This window comes from Sphingomonas sp. PAMC 26605 (genome assembly GCF_000241485.1).
GTDB lineage: Bacteria > Pseudomonadota > Alphaproteobacteria > Sphingomonadales > Sphingomonadaceae > Sphingomonas.
In genome coordinates this window covers 3,088,600-3,102,383 of record NZ_JH584241.1, presented here as the reverse complement: position 1 = coordinate 3,102,383, position 13,784 = coordinate 3,088,600, and the positions used below count along the sequence as shown (strand labels likewise).

13 protein-coding genes are annotated in these 13,784 nt (G+C 67.3%); 8 read left to right on the top strand and 5 right to left on the bottom strand.

Features of this window, described 5'->3' with window-relative positions; genetic code table 11:
* The first annotated feature begins 181 nt into the window (after positions 1–181).
* Both aspS and RH90_RS14420 read left to right on the top strand, forming a co-directional pair.
* Positions 182–2,005, top strand: a complete 1,824-nt coding sequence (gene aspS, locus RH90_RS14425; RefSeq protein ID WP_010186458.1) for an aspartate--tRNA ligase — start codon at positions 182–184, stop codon at positions 2,003–2,005.
* Between the two features lie 136 nt (positions 2,006–2,141).
* Positions 2,142–2,915 carry a polyphosphate kinase 2 family protein gene (locus RH90_RS14420; protein WP_010186457.1) on the top strand — a complete coding sequence of 258 codons (774 nt, stop codon included), beginning with the start codon at positions 2,142–2,144 and terminating at the stop codon, positions 2,913–2,915.
* Positions 2,916–2,937: 22 nt separating this feature from the next.
* Here RH90_RS14420 and RH90_RS14415 read toward each other — a convergent pair whose 3' ends face one another.
* Positions 2,938–3,384, bottom strand: a complete 447-nt coding sequence (locus tag RH90_RS14415; protein ID WP_010186456.1) for a hypothetical protein — start codon at positions 3,382–3,384, stop codon at positions 2,938–2,940.
* 45 nt (positions 3,385–3,429) lie between these two features.
* A complete protein-coding gene (locus RH90_RS14410; RefSeq protein ID WP_010186455.1) occupies positions 3,430–4,059 on the bottom strand; it encodes a carbonic anhydrase in 630 nt (209 codons plus the stop codon).
* A 66-nt stretch (positions 4,060–4,125) separates the two neighbouring features.
* Between RH90_RS14410 and lipA the strand changes: the two genes are divergently transcribed.
* Both lipA and RH90_RS14400 read left to right on the top strand, forming a co-directional pair.
* A complete protein-coding gene (gene lipA / locus RH90_RS14405) occupies positions 4,126–5,049 on the top strand; it encodes a lipoyl synthase (RefSeq protein WP_010186454.1) in 924 nt (307 codons plus the stop codon).
* 128 nt (positions 5,050–5,177) lie between these two features.
* Positions 5,178–5,657: a type II toxin-antitoxin system RatA family toxin gene (locus tag RH90_RS14400; protein WP_029625334.1), complete on the top strand. Its 480-nt coding sequence runs from the start codon at positions 5,178–5,180 to the stop codon at positions 5,655–5,657.
* On the opposite strand, the gene RH90_RS14395 is transcribed toward RH90_RS14400, so the two are convergent.
* From RH90_RS14395 to ispF, 3 genes are read right to left on the bottom strand one after another with little or no spacing between them, the layout of a single operon-like run.
* Positions 5,597–6,127 carry a CinA family protein gene (locus RH90_RS14395; RefSeq protein ID WP_010186452.1) on the bottom strand — a complete coding sequence of 177 codons (531 nt, stop codon included), beginning with the start codon at positions 6,125–6,127 and terminating at the stop codon, positions 5,597–5,599. The two genes, RH90_RS14400 and RH90_RS14395, sit on opposite strands and share 61 nt — an antisense overlap.
* Entirely contained in the window at positions 6,120–6,641 is a 522-nt protein-coding gene (locus tag RH90_RS14390; protein WP_010186451.1) for a hypothetical protein, read from the bottom strand. Before RH90_RS14390 ends, RH90_RS14395 begins: the two co-directional genes overlap by 8 nt.
* Positions 6,638–7,885 (bottom strand): 2-C-methyl-D-erythritol 2,4-cyclodiphosphate synthase, encoded by a 1,248-nt coding sequence (ispF, locus tag RH90_RS14385; protein ID WP_010186450.1) that lies wholly within the window; start codon positions 7,883–7,885, stop codon positions 6,638–6,640. Before ispF ends, RH90_RS14390 begins: the two co-directional genes overlap by 4 nt.
* A gap of 111 nt (positions 7,886–7,996) precedes the next feature.
* Between ispF and dusB the strand changes: the two genes are divergently transcribed.
* From dusB to RH90_RS14365, 4 genes are all read left to right on the top strand, one after another.
* Positions 7,997–8,998 carry a tRNA dihydrouridine synthase DusB gene (gene dusB, locus RH90_RS14380; protein ID WP_010186449.1) on the top strand — a complete coding sequence of 334 codons (1,002 nt, stop codon included), beginning with the start codon at positions 7,997–7,999 and terminating at the stop codon, positions 8,996–8,998.
* On the top strand, positions 8,974–10,056 hold the full coding sequence (locus RH90_RS14375; protein WP_037493474.1) for a two-component system sensor histidine kinase NtrB: 1,083 nt from the start codon (positions 8,974–8,976) through the stop codon (positions 10,054–10,056). Before dusB ends, RH90_RS14375 begins: the two co-directional genes overlap by 25 nt.
* Positions 10,053–11,471, top strand: a complete 1,419-nt coding sequence (gene ntrC, locus RH90_RS14370; protein ID WP_010186447.1) for a nitrogen regulation protein NR(I) — start codon at positions 10,053–10,055, stop codon at positions 11,469–11,471. The genes RH90_RS14375 and ntrC overlap by 4 nt, the downstream gene beginning before the upstream one ends.
* A gap of 93 nt (positions 11,472–11,564) precedes the next feature.
* The gene (locus RH90_RS14365; RefSeq protein ID WP_010186446.1) at positions 11,565–13,784 is read left to right on the top strand and encodes a sensor histidine kinase; all 2,220 of its coding nucleotides are present in this window, start codon (positions 11,565–11,567) and stop codon (positions 13,782–13,784) included.

Here is a 13,784-nt window from a genome sequence, read left to right as displayed (position 1 = left end):
GCGAGGGTCGCGCGCCTTGACAAAGCGCTGTGTGACGGGAAAGCGCGGGACCATATTTTCAACCGTCATCCCCGCGTAAGCGGGGATCCCGCTTCTGCCGCCCGCGCCGCGCCGAATGCTGCGCGAAGGGAAGCGGGATCCCCGCGTTCGCGGGGACGACGGAAAGAGTGAGATGAGATCCATGCACGCCTATCGCACCCATACTTGCGCCCAGCTCCGCGCCGCGGACGTCGGCACCACGGTCAAGCTGTCGGGCTGGGTCCATCGCAAGCGCGATCACGGCAATCTGCTGTTCGTCGATCTGCGCGACCATTACGGCATCACCCAGATCGTCACCGACAGCGACAGCCCGGCGCACGCCGTGCTCGACAAGCTGCGCCCCGAGTCGGTCGTGACGATCACCGGCGAGGTCGTCGCCCGGTCATCCGAGACGGTGAACGCCAACCTTCCGTCGGGCGAGATCGAGATCCGCGCGCGCGACGTCGTCGTCCAGTCGGTCGCGCACGAGCTGCCGATGCCGGTGTTCGGCGAGGCCGAATATCCCGAGGAAATCCGCCTCAAGTATCGCTATCTCGATCTGCGGCGGGAGCGGCTCCACGCCAACGTGCTGCTGCGCTCGAACGTCATTTCGTCGCTGCGCCAGCGGATGATCGGGCAGGGGTTCACCGAATTCCAGACGCCGATCCTCACTGCGTCGAGCCCCGAAGGCGCGCGCGATTATCTTGTCCCGAGCCGCGTCCATCCCGGCAAGTTCTACGCGCTCCCGCAGGCGCCGCAGATGTTCAAGCAGCTGCTGATGGTTGCGGGCTTCGACCGCTATTTCCAGATCGCGCCATGCTTCCGCGACGAGGACGCGCGCGCCGACCGTTCGCCGGGCGAATTCTACCAGCTCGATTTCGAGATGAGCTACGTCACGCAGGACGACGTGTTCGCGGCGATCGAGCCCGTGCTCCACGGCGTGTTCGAGGAATTCGCCAACTGGCAGGGCAAGGGCCGCACCGTCTCGGCGCTGCCGTTCAAGCGCATCCCGTACCGCGAATCGATGCTCAAGTACGGCAACGACAAGCCCGACCTGCGCAACCCGCTGATCATCACCGACGTGTCCGAGCACTTCAAGGGTTCGGGCTTCGGTCGTTTCGCGTCGATGGTCGAGGGCGGCGACGTCGTCCGTGCGATCGCGGCACCCAACACGCATGAGAAGAGCCGCAAGTTCTTCGACGAGATGAACAGCTGGGCGCAGAGCGAAGGCTTCCCCGGCCTCGGCTATGCGACGCAGAAGGACGGCGTGTTCGGCGGCCCGATCGCCAACAATCACGGCCAGGACGGCATGAAGGCGATCGCCGAAGCGCTCGGCCTCGGCCCGAACGACGGCATCTTCTTCGCGGCCGGCAAGGCGGCGCAGGCGGCCAAGCTCGCCGGCCTGGCCCGGACGCGCGTCGCCGATCAGCTCGGCCTGATCGACGACAAGCGCTTCGAATTCTGCTGGATCGTCGATTTCCCGATGTTCGAATATGACGAGGATGCCAAGAAGGTCGACTTCAGCCACAACCCCTTCTCGATGCCGCAGGGCGAGATGGAAGCGCTCGAGACGATGGACCCACTCGACATCCTCGCCTACCAGTACGACATCGTCTGCAACGGCATCGAGCTGTCGTCGGGCGCGATCCGGAACCATCGTCCCGAGATCATGTACAAGGCGTTCGAAATCGCCGGCTACACCCAGGCCGATGTCGATACGAACTTCGCGGGGATGATCAACGCCTTCAAGTTCGGCGCGCCGCCGCACGGCGGATCGGCGCCGGGGGTCGACCGCATCGTCATGCTGCTCGCCGACGAGCCCAACATCCGCGAGGTCATCACCTTCCCGATGACGCAGAAGGCCGAGGATCTGATGATGGGCGCGCCCAACTTCGCGACGCCCAAGCAGCTCAAGGAACTCAACCTGCGCTCGACCGCCGGCGTCGCCACCGCCAAGCCGGCCGACGAAGCGGTGCGGCCGCAATAAAACCCACCCGGCTACGGGAAGCGCTTGCCCAAACTCCCCTCCCGCTTGCGGGAGGGGCTGGGGGAGGGCAGTGTCTCCCCATGACAACGCTCTGCCCATTCCCTCCCCTAACCCCTCCCGCAAGCGGGAGGGGGATATGACGATCGACCTTTCCGACTACGAATCGGGCAAATCCTACGACGGCGACTACGCCGCCGATCTCGCGAAGCTGCAGAAACGCCTCGCACATATCCAGGTCGCGCATATCGTCCACCGCAAGCGCGCGATCGTGCTGTTCGAAGGCTGGGACGCGGCGGGCAAGGGCGGCATCATCCAGCGGCTCTGCGCCGAATGGGACCCGCGCAATTTCGAGGTCTGGCCGATCAAGGCGCCGACGCAGGACGAGCTCGACCATCATTTCCTGTGGCGATTCTGGCAGAAGCTCCCCGCATGCGGCGATATCGGCGTGTTCGATCGCAGCTGGTACGGCCGCGTGCTGGTCGAACGCGTCGAGGGCTATGCGAAGGAAGCCGAGTGGAAGCGCGGCTTTGACGAGATCAACGAATTCGAGGCGCAACAGGCCGATTCGGGAACGACGATCGTCAAGCTGTTCGTCCATGTCTCGCAAAAGCAGCAGGACAAACGCCTCGAGGACCGGCTCGATCGTCCGTGGAAGCGCTGGAAAACCGGCGTCGAGGATTACCGCAACCGCGAGAAGCGCGCCGCCTATCTCGACGCGATGCACGACATGTTCAAGCGCACCGACACGCGCTGGGCGCCGTGGACCGTGATCGACGGCAACGACAAGAAAGCCGGACGCATCGCCGCGCTGAGCGCGATCGCCGAGCAGCTCGAGGCGCATATCGACATGACCCCGCCCGAGCTCGACCCGAAGATCGAGGCGATCGCGCGCAAGGCGCTGGGGCTCTAGCTCCGGCGCCCGCGGTCATCGATCAGATCCAGAGCAGGACGATCGGCACCACCGCGCCGGCGACCAAAAGCGCGATCGAGACGCGCCGCATTGAGCGGATCGACAGCGCGATCACCACGCCGGTGATCGTCGAGAAAGCGAGCGCGATCGCCAGCGCAACGACGAAGATCTTGAGGGGCAGCGGCGAGGGGCGCTTTGTGCCGCCGCGCTCGGCGTCACCCCGGGGCTTCGACATATCGCCGGCCGGCTTCGGCTTTTCGGGGCGCGGCGGACGCGGCGGGCCTTGATCCTTGTGGACGCTTGCCAGCCAGACGATCCAGTTCGGCGGCGTCTCGCCATAGCCGCGCGTCTCCTGCAGCCGGAAGGTCTGCAGCGCACCGCTGAGCGAGAACAGCAGGATCATCGGCGCGAAGAACAGGCCGAGATAATGGTGATAGCGGCGCAGCGTCCGCAGCGTGTTGGGTCTCATGATCCTCGGGCTACGCGAACGTAACGACTCGATCAATCGCGGACGTCACGCCGGCGCGAAGGTCCCGCCCTCGTCCATCACATGCAGCACGCCATCGGCAATCGCGAAATAGGCGCCGCGCAGCCGCAACCGCCCCGCCGCCTCGGCCGCATGAATATTGGGGAAGCTGCGCAGATTGGCGAGGCTGACCCGAACCGTCTCGAGTTCCATTTCGCGAATCGCCTGCGGGCCGGTGCCGTGCTCGGCGACGATCCGGTCGCGCGCCGCATCGAGCATGTCGATCCAGTGCGCGATGAAGCCGCCTTCGCCCGGCGCCTTGCCCTCGAACGCGCGCGTCAGCGCAGCGTTGACGCCGCCGCACGATCCGTGGCCCATCACGACGATCTCGCCGACTTCGAGCTGGTTGACCGCGAACTCGAGCGCCGCCGAGACGCCGTGGCGCGATCCGTCGAGCTCGAATGGCGGCACCAGATTGGCGACGTTGCGCACGACGAAGATCTCGCCCGGCGATGTGTCGAACACCTGCGCCGGATCGACTCGGCTGTCCGAGCAGGCGATCACCATCACCTTGGGGCTCTGCCCCTCGGCGAGTTCCGCCCAGCGTTCGTGCTGACGGATATAATCGCTGGAACGGAAGCGGTGGTAGCCGCCGACGAGATCGCTGAAATCGGTCATGCCGCGCTTTTACCGGAAGCGAAGAGGGGGTGGCAAGCCGCGACGGCAATCGCTATCTGCACGAGCATGAACGAGATGTCCCCGCTCGCCCGCCCGCCCCGCGACCGCAAGCCCGACTGGCTGCGCGTCAAGGCGCCGACCTCGGCCGGTTTCGCCGCGACGCGCGAACTGATGCGCTCGAAGAGCCTCACCACGGTGTGCGAGGAAGCGGCCTGCCCCAATATCGGCGAGTGCTGGAGCAAGAAACACGCGACGGTGATGATCCTCGGCGATACCTGCACGCGCGCCTGTGCGTTCTGCAACGTCAAGACGGGCATGCCGCGCGCAGTCGACAGGCTCGAGCCGCAGAACGTCGCCGATGCGGCGGCGCAGATGGGGCTGCAGCATATCGTCGTGACCTCGGTCGATCGTGACGATCTGCCCGACGGCGGCGCCTCGCAGTTCGTCAAGGTGATCCAGGCGCTCCGCGCCACTACGCCGAACACGACGATCGAGATCCTCACCCCCGATTTCCGCAACAAGACGCAGGCCGCGGTCGAGTCGATCATCGAGGCGGGGCCCGACGTCTACAATCACAATCTCGAGACCGTCCCGCGGCTCTACACGACGATCCGTCCCGGCGCGCGCTATTACGCCTCGCTGCGGCTGCTCGAGAGCGTCAAGCGGCACGATCCGCGGATCTTCACCAAGTCGGGTGTGATGCTCGGGCTCGGCGAGGAGCGGCTCGAGGTCCATCAGGTGATGGACGACATGCGCAGCGCCGAGATCGACTTCCTAACGATGGGGCAATATCTCCAGCCGACCCCGCGCCATGCCAAGGTGATCGACTTCGTCACGCCGGCCATGTTCGACGCCTATGCCGCGATCGCGCGCGCGAAGGGCTTCCTGCTCGTTGCGAGCTCGCCGCTGACGCGGTCGAGCTACCACGCCGGCGACGATTTCGCCAAGATGAAGGCAGCGCGCGAGGCGAAGCTGGCGAGGGTCGCATGAAGATCCTCCCCGGAACGGGGAGGGGGACCATCCGCAGGATGGTGGAGGGGGCGTGCCACGAGCGTCACACTCGCGGAGGCCCTCCGTCGGCCTGCGGCCGCCACCTCCCCGTGCCGGGGAGGATGTAGATGCCCCGCCACTCCGAAACACGCCGCTTGCCCTACACCCCAGAGCAGATGTTCGACCTGGTCGCCGATGTCGGCCGCTATGCCGAATTCTTGCCCTGGGTCTCGGCGATCCGCATCCGCTCGAACAGCGCGACCGAACTCACCGCCGACATGATCGTCGGCTTCAAGGGGCTGCGCGAGACCTTCACCTCAAAGGTCGACAAGGAACGCCCCAACCGGATCCATGTCGAATATCTCGACGGGCCGCTCAAATATCTGCGCAACGACTGGGTGTTCCGCCCCGACGGGACGGGCTGCGCGGTCGATTTCACGGTCGACTTCGCGTTCAAGAACCGCGTGTTCGAGATGCTCGCCGGGCAGGTGTTCGGCGCCGCATTGCGAAAGATGATCGGCGCGTTCGAGGAGCGCGCAGCCGTGCTCTATGCGTCGCCGTCGCCGTCAGGCGGGAGCAGCAGTTCGAGCGCGCACAACGCGGCCTGAAGCCGCACGCCACCGCGGCCAAGGTCGCCGAAATCCTTGCGATCGGCGACGACATGCCCCGGATCGGCGCCCCGCTCGGCTCGCGCGAACACCACCGTGCCGACCGGTTTCTTCTCGGTCCCGCCGCCGGGACCGGCAACGCCGGTGATGGCGACCGCGATATCGGCACCGCTCGCCTCGAGCGCGCCTTGCGCCATGCTCCACGCGGTCGCCACCGACACCGCACCGAAGGTCTCGAGCACGTCGGCGCTGACGTTGAGCATGTCGAGCTTGGCGTCGTTCGAATAGGTGACGTACCCGCACTCGAACATTTCGGACGATCCCGGGATTTCGGTCAGCGCCGCCGCGACGAGTCCGCCGGTGCAGCTTTCGGCCAGCGTCACACGACGTCCGGCGGCGAGATTGGCGGCGACGACCTTGCGCGCGGCCTCGACCAGTTCGGCCGGGAGGATCGTGTCGCGCTTATCCATGGGTCGAGCAGATCGTGAAAGGCGCGCGCGTCTTGGAATATTCGTTGCCGATCAGGAACAGCTGCACCACGAGCGCCGCGGTATTGGCGACCGGCAGCGGGGCGAGCAAACCGGTGATCCGGTCGATCCGTGGACAATCGCCGGGCTTGAGGTTCTTGACCACAAGCGGCCCGAGCAGAGTACCGACGAGAGGACGGATCACGTCGGGGTCCATCCCGCGGAACTGGTCACCTCCCAGCTTGCCGATCGCAGGCTTCGCCGCGGTCCAGGCCGCATCGCCATCGACGCGGTAGCGCGCGACCAGTGCCGGCAGACCGGCGCGAAGCGTCGCGGTCGGGGGCAGTGCCGAAGCGCAGGCCTTCCCGACCGAGTCGAGCACGTCGGGCAATGCGACGAGCACGAGCGATTGCCCCTCCTGCTCGGTCAGGCACGGCAGGTCGGTCGGCGCGGCCGACGCAGCGACCGTCGCGGTCGCCCCGAACCATAATGCCGCGAGTGTCGTCAGCCGCTTCATCGCTTGCTCCCCGGAACCCGCACCGTCGCCGCCGCCTGCGCGGCAATGCCTTCGCCGCGCCCGGTGAAGCCGAGCTTCTCGGTCGTCGTCGCCTTGATGCTGACCTGATCCGCGTCGAGCTGCAAGAGCTCTGCGATGCGGTCGCGCATCGCGGCGCGGTGCGGGCCGATCTTAGGCTCCTCGCACATCAAGGTAAGGTCGACGAAATCGATGATCCCGCCGCGATCGGTGATCAGCGAGGCGGCGTGCTGAAGGAACTGCGCCGAGTCGGCGCCGCGCCATTGCGGGTCGCTCGGCGGGAAGTGCGTACCGATATCCCCCGCGGCGATCGTGCCGAGCAGCGCATCGGTGATCGCGTGGAGCGCGACATCGGCGTCGCTATGCCCCGACAGACCCTTGTCGTGCGGGATCTTGACGCCGCCAAGCCAGAGTTCCTCGCCGACTTCGAGCCGGTGGACGTCGAAGCCGGTCGCCATGCGCGTGCGCAGCGTCGTGGCGAGGCGGTCCTCGGCGGCGGCGAAATCTGCGGGGTGGGTGATTTTCTCGAGCATGGGGTCTCCTGCGACCAGCGCGACGCTGCCGCCGGCGGCGCGCACCATCTGCGCGTCGTCGGTCGGTTCGTCGCCCGATCCGTCATCTGGCCAGCCGCGATGCGCGGCGAGGGCGGTGGGAAAGAGGAAGGCTTGCGGCGTCTGGATGCGGTGGAGCGAGTCGCGCGGCACGGTTTCGCCCAGCGCGGCTTCACCCTTGGCGAGCGTGTCGGCGACGGGGAGGGCGGGGACCGCGCCGTCATGGTCGCCGAGCGCGCCGAGCAGCCGGTTGATGACGGCGGCGCTGAGGAACGGCCGGGCAGCGTCGTGGATCAGCACGCGCTCGACCTCGCCCGTCGCCCCGGCGGAGGCCGGGGCCGCTGCGTTGCTCGCGTCGTCCGCGGGAACGAGGCGGCTCCGGCCTCCGCCGGGGCGACGATCAAGCGCCTCCAACCCAGCCAGCACCGATAGCCGTCGGCTTGCTCCGCCGATCACAAACTCGACCTCACCCACCGCCTCGCGCAACGCTGCTTCCTGCCCCGCCCCAATCACCACGATCACGCGCTCGATCGCCGGATGCGCCGCCAGCGCGGCATAGGAATAGGCCAGCACGGCCTTGCCGCCGAGCGGCGCATATTGCTTGGGGATCTTGCTGCCCGAGCGGACGCCAGTGCCGGCGGCGACGATCAACGCAGCGGTGCTAGGGGTGTTCATGCGATGAGCGCCTAGCCCAACCGCGCACGCCCCGCCAGCCCAGCCACGCATGCTTGCCGCTCCACCCGCTTTCCCCTATAGGCTGCCCGTTTTTCAGGCAGACCTATCCCCGTGACTTCCCGCCTCGCTCCGCTCCAGATCGGCCCCGTGACGATCGCCTCGCCGGTGATCCTCGCGCCGATGACCGGCGTCTCCGACATGCCGTTCCGCACGCTGGTGCGGCGCTACGGCTCGGGCCTCAACGTCACCGAGATGGTCGCGAGCCAGGCCGCGATCCGCGAAACGCGCCAGTCGCTGCAAAAGGCCGCCTGGGCGCCGATCGAGAATCCTGTGTCGATGCAGCTCGTCGGCTGCACGCCGTACGAAATGGGCGAGGCGGCCAAGCTCAGCGAGGATCGCGGCGCGGCGATCATTGACATCAACATGGGCTGCCCGGTGCGCAAGGTCACCAATGGCGACGCCGGCTCGGCGCTGATGCGCGATCTCGACACTGCAGGCGCGATCATCAAGGGCGTGGTCGACGCGGTCAGCGTGCCCGTCACGCTGAAGATGCGGATGGGGTGGGACCATGCGTGCCTCAACGCGCCGCAACTCGCGCAGATCGCGCAGGACCTCGGCGTCAAGCTCGTCACCGTCCACGGCCGCACGCGCAACCAGATGTACAAGGGCAATGCCGACTGGGCGTTCATCCGCTCGGTCAAGGACGCGGTCAGCATCCCGGTGATCGCCAATGGCGACATCACTTCGATCGAGGACGCCGAGACGGCGCTCGATCAGTCTGGCGCCGACGGCATCATGATCGGCCGCGGCGCTTATGGTCGTCCGTGGTTGCTCGGCCAGGTGATGGAATGGTTCGCCACCGGCCGACGCGTGCCCGATCCTTCTATCGAAGAACAATATGGCGTGATCGCCGAACATTACGAAGCGATGCTCAGCCATTACGGCAACGAAACCGGCGTCAACATGGCGCGCAAGCATATCGGCTGGTACACGCGCGGGCTCCACGGCTCGGCCGAGTTCCGCAACAAGGTCAACCAGATCCCCGATCCCAAGGTCGTGCAGGCGATGCTCGCCGAGTTCTACGCCCCCTGGTGCAGCCGCGCCGCCGCGTGAAGGCGATCGGGGGCCCCGATTTCGCCGAGCTGTTCGCAGCGCTCCCGGTTGCGGTGCTCGTCGTCGATGATGCGGGGTGCATCGTCTTCGCCAATGCCGAATGCGAAACGCTGCTCAATCTGTCCGAGCGCGCGATGCTCGGTCATCCACTCGTCTCGGTGATGACCCCGCCGAGCCAGCCCAACGCCCGCGACAATCACGGGCTCGCCGCGTTCGACACCGAGATCGCGCTCAAGCGCGGCGGCAAGATCCGCGTCGATTATATCGAGACGCGAGTCGCGGATCACCCCGGCTGGCACACGATCACGCTGCATCATGCCGCCACGTCGCGCAGAATGGGCCACAGCGCCGACCGGGCGGCGGCGGCGCGCGCCGCGATCGGTGCGGCGGCGATGCTCGCGCACGAGATCAAGAACCCGCTCTCGGGGATTCGCGGCGCGGCGCAATTGCTGTCGAAGGGGAAGGGCGCCGAAGAACTCACCACGCTGATCACCACCGAGGTCGATCGCATCGCCGCGCTGATCGACCGGATGCAGGACTTTACCGACACCCGGCCGCTCAAGCTCGCGCCCGAGAACATCTATCCCTTGCTCGGCCACGCGCGTCGCGTCGCGCTCGCCGGCTTCGCGCAGCATGTGACGATCGAGGAGCGCTTCGACCCGTCCTTACCGAGCGTCCAGATCGACCGCGATGCGACGCTCCAGGTCGTGCTCAACCTGCTGAAGAACGCGAGCGAGGCGACGCAGGAGCAGGCCGATGCGCGGATCACGCTCGCCACCGCCTATCGCCACGGCATGGCGGTCGCGCCCGCGCCGGGCAAACCGCGCCGCCCGCTGCCGATCGAAATCTGCGTGATCGACAATGGCCCGGGCCCGCCCGCGGACATAGCCGAGCATCTGTTCGACCCGTTCATCTCGGGCAAGCCCGAAGGGCAGGGGCTCGGCCTCGCTTTGGTCGACAAGCTGGTGCGCGACATGGGCGGGATCATACAGTTCGCGCGCGAGGGCGCGCCGCCGATGACCGTCTTTCGCATCCTCCTCCCGCGAGGCGATTCATGACGCGCACCGGCCGCATCCTCGTGCTCGACGACGACGCAGCGATCCGCACCGTCGTCGGCCAGGCGCTCAAGCGCGACGGGCACCGCGTGCTGACCGCCGCGACGATCGCCGAGGCCGAAGTGCAGCTCGCCACGGCTTTGCCCGACGTGCTGATCAGCGACGTCAAGCTGCCCGACGGCAACGGGCTTGATCTGGTCGACCGCGTCGTGCGCGCGCATCCGGGACTTCCCGTCATTGTGCTGTCGGCGCAGAACACGCTGACGACGGCGGTGCGCTCGACCGAGGTCGGTGCATTCGATTATCTGCCCAAGCCGTTCGATCTCGATGCGCTCTCGCGCACCGTCCAAAGCGCGCTGGCACGCGGCTCGGGGGGCGAGGCCGAGCCGATCGAGGCGGAGGATCGCGCGCTGCCGCTGATCGGGCGTTCGCCCGCGATGCAGGACGTCTACCGCATCATCGCGCGCGTCGTGTCGAACGATTTGACCGTGCTCGTCTCGGGCGAATCGGGCACCGGCAAGGAATTGGTCGCGCGTGCGATCCACGATCTCGGGCCGCGCCGCCGTTCGCCCTTCCTCGCACTCAACATGGCGGCGATCCCGCGCGAACTGATCGAGGCCGAGCTGTTCGGGCATGAACGCGGCGCCTTCACCGGCGCGCAGGCGCGATCGGCGGGGCGGTTCGAGCAGGCGGCTGGCGGCACGCTGTTCCTCGATGAAATCGGCGACATGCCGATGGAGGCGCAGACGCGGCTGCTCCGCGTCCTGCAATCGGGCGAGTTCACCACGGTCGGCGGCGCACGGACGATTCGCGCCGACGTCCGCATCGTCGCGGCGACCAATCGCGAGCTTGGTCAGCTCGTCGCGACGGGGCAGTTCCGCGAGGATCTGTTCTACCGCCTCAACGTCGTGCCGGTGACGCTCCCGGCGCTGCGCGCCAGACGGCAGGACATCGCCCTGCTCGCGCGCCACTTCCTCGACCGCGCCGCCGAGGACGGGCTGCCGCGCAAGCAGCTCGATATGGATGCGATCGCGGTGCTCGAAGCCTATGACTGGCCGGGCAACGTCCGCGAGCTCGAGAACATGATGCGCCGCATCGCCGTGCTCGCGCGCGACGAGCGGATCGATGCCGGCGAGATCCGCGCAATGCTCGGCAGCGCGATGCCGTCGGTCGCTACGCCCGGCGATGCGGGAATCGACGCCGCGATTCGCGCGCGCATCGAGCGACTCGCGATCGAGGAGCCGGCGGCGCTCGACGACGGGACGCTCTACGACCGGATCATCGCCGAGGTCGAACGCCCGCTGATCGAGGCGCTGCTCGCACGGCACGGGCAAAATCAGTTGCGCACGGCGCGGGCGCTCGGGATCAACCGCAACACGCTGCGAAAGCGGCTCGATCTGCTGGGGATCGATCCCTGAACGACGCGCCCGGACGCCCGATCGGTACGGAACTGCGACAGAAACCCGATTTGTGTGTTTTCCTTGCAACGCTGGCGTTGTAGCAATGTCACGATGAGCGATGCTTCGGCCTCTTCTGTTCCCTTCGCCGCGCCGCGGTCGTGGATCGGCGTGACGCCTGCGCTCGAGCTTTCGGTCGTCGGCATCGCGGTCGCGATTGCGGTCGCGAGCTATTTCGTGATCGCGAGCGGCGCCGTCTCGCAGAGCCTGCTCAGCCCGGGCGTGGTCGCGTTGCTGCTCGTCTCGAACCTGCTGCCCGGCGTCGCCCTGCTCGTCTTGCTCGGACGCCGTGTCGCGATGCGCCGCGCGGCGCGTTCGCCGATCGGCGGGCGCGGACGGCTGCACGTCCGGCTGGTCGCGATCTTTTCGATGATCGCCGCGGTGCCGACGCTGCTCGTCGTGATCTTCGCGTCGTTACTGTTCCAGTACGGCGTGCAGTTCTGGTATTCCGACCAGGCGCGCGACATGATCGAGAACGCGACGGGCGTCGCCTCGACCTCCTACCAGCAGATGCTTAAGCGTTGGCAGCAGGCGACGGTGATCGCTGCGCAGGACATTGGCGGCCTGCCCGAATTCAAATCGGGGTCGCCCGCGTTCGAGAACATCTTTTTCTACCAGATCTATTTCCGCAGCCTGTCCGACGGGTTCATTTTCGCCGCGAGCCCGGGAAACGACATCCAGCTGCTGCATGCGATCAATCCCGACAAGCTCGACCTCCGCAACGAAATCACCGCGACCGATCTCGACCGCGTGCGCGGCGGCGCGCCGAGCGTGACGACCGTCAAGGGCAATCGCATCGAGACGCTGACCGCGATCCCCGGGACCGCCGACCGCTATTTCCTCAGCGTCGCGATCTCCGACGTCAAGGTGATGGAGGAACAGTCGCGGCGCAGCACCCAGGTCCTTGCAACCTATCGCGACCTGCTCGTCAAGGCCCGCTCGCTGCAGCTCAAGTTCAACGCTGCCTTGCTCGCGATCTCGCTGTTGATCGTCGCGATCGCGGTGTGGATCGCGCTCGCCGTCGCCGATCGGCTTGTCCGACCCGTCGGCGAACTCGTCGCCGCCGCGCACCGCGTCGCCGCGGGCGATCTCGGCGCGCGCGTGCCGACGCCGACCACCGACGACGAGGTCGGGACGCTCGCCAACGCGTTCAACGGCATGACCAGCCGGCTTCAGGCGCAGAACAGCGCGCTCGAGAGCCGCCGCGCGCTGATCGAGGCAGTGATGTCGGGCGTCACCGCAGGCGTGATCTCGGTCGCGCCCGACGGCACGATCCGCCTTATCAACCGCTCGGCGATGACCTTGCTCGAAAGCGTCGAGGAGACGCTGGCGGGCAAGCCGCTCAGCCTGATCTCGCCCGAGCTCGCTGCCCTGGTCGAAGGCAAGGAGCGCGAGGCGATCGTCGAGCTCGGCGCGGGGGGCGGCGAGGCGCGTACGCTCGCGGTCAAGGTGACGCGCGCCGCGGAAGGCCCGATCCTGACCTTCGACGACATCACCGGCCAGTTGCTCGACCAGCGCCGCGCCGCCTGGTCCGATGTCGCACGCCGCATCGCGCACGAGATCAAGAACCCGCTGACCCCGATCCAGCTCGCCGCCGAACGCCTCCAGCGCCGCTACGGCAAGCAGATCGACCCCGAGGACACGACCTTCGCGCGCCTGACCGAGACGATCATCCGCCAGGTCGGCGATCTTCGGCGGATGGTGGACGAATTCTCCTCCTTCGCGCGGATGCCAAAGCCGGTGTTCCGCGAGGAATCGCTGGTCGATCTCGCGCGCCAGACGATGTTCCTTCACGAGGTCGCGCATCCCGGCATCGTCTTTACGCTCACGCATGACGATCCCGGCCCGATCCTGGTGTGCGACCGTCGGCAGATCGGCCAGGCGCTGACCAACATCGTCAAGAACGCGGTCGAGGCGGTCGAGGCCCATCCAGACGCGCGCGCGGCCGAGATCGCGATGACGGTCGGCGAAGGGCAGGGCCATATCACGCTGACCCTCGCCGACACCGGCATCGGGCTGCCCGCCAATCGCGACCGGATCGTCGAGCCCTATGTCACGACACGCGCGCGCGGGACCGGGCTCGGCCTCGCGATCGTCAAGAAGATCGTCGAGGAGCATTGCGGTACGATCGCCTTCGATGACCGCCCCGGGGGGGGCACGATCGTCACCGTGCGTTTCGACACGGCGATGCTCGCCACGCTAGACCAGGGCGACGGAGGCGATGGGGGCATCGCCGACGCGCCCGCACCCGCCCTTTTGCAGAACCGGACCTGA

Excerpts from the sequence above, each read along its gene's own strand:
- ntrC (WP_010186447.1), top strand. The coding sequence starts at position 10,053 with ATGACGCGCACCGGCCGCATCCTCGTGCTCGACGACGACGCAGCGATC.
- RH90_RS14395 (WP_010186452.1), bottom strand. The coding sequence starts at position 6,127 with ATGGATAAGCGCGACACGATCCTCCCGGCCGAACTGGTCGAGGCCGCG.
- RH90_RS14400 (WP_029625334.1), top strand. The coding sequence starts at position 5,178 with ATGCCCCGCCACTCCGAAACACGCCGCTTGCCCTACACCCCAGAGCAG.
- RH90_RS14410 (WP_010186455.1), bottom strand. The coding sequence starts at position 4,059 with ATGACCGATTTCAGCGATCTCGTCGGCGGCTACCACCGCTTCCGTTCC.
- RH90_RS14390 (WP_010186451.1), bottom strand. The coding sequence starts at position 6,641 with ATGAAGCGGCTGACGACACTCGCGGCATTATGGTTCGGGGCGACCGCG.
- RH90_RS14420 (WP_010186457.1), top strand. The coding sequence starts at position 2,142 with ATGACGATCGACCTTTCCGACTACGAATCGGGCAAATCCTACGACGGC.
- ispF (WP_010186450.1), bottom strand. The coding sequence starts at position 7,885 with ATGAACACCCCTAGCACCGCTGCGTTGATCGTCGCCGCCGGCACTGGC.
- lipA (WP_010186454.1), top strand. The coding sequence starts at position 4,126 with ATGAACGAGATGTCCCCGCTCGCCCGCCCGCCCCGCGACCGCAAGCCC.
- RH90_RS14365 (WP_010186446.1), top strand. The coding sequence starts at position 11,565 with ATGAGCGATGCTTCGGCCTCTTCTGTTCCCTTCGCCGCGCCGCGGTCG.
- aspS (WP_010186458.1), top strand. The coding sequence starts at position 182 with ATGCACGCCTATCGCACCCATACTTGCGCCCAGCTCCGCGCCGCGGAC.
- RH90_RS14415 (WP_010186456.1), bottom strand. The coding sequence starts at position 3,384 with ATGAGACCCAACACGCTGCGGACGCTGCGCCGCTATCACCATTATCTC.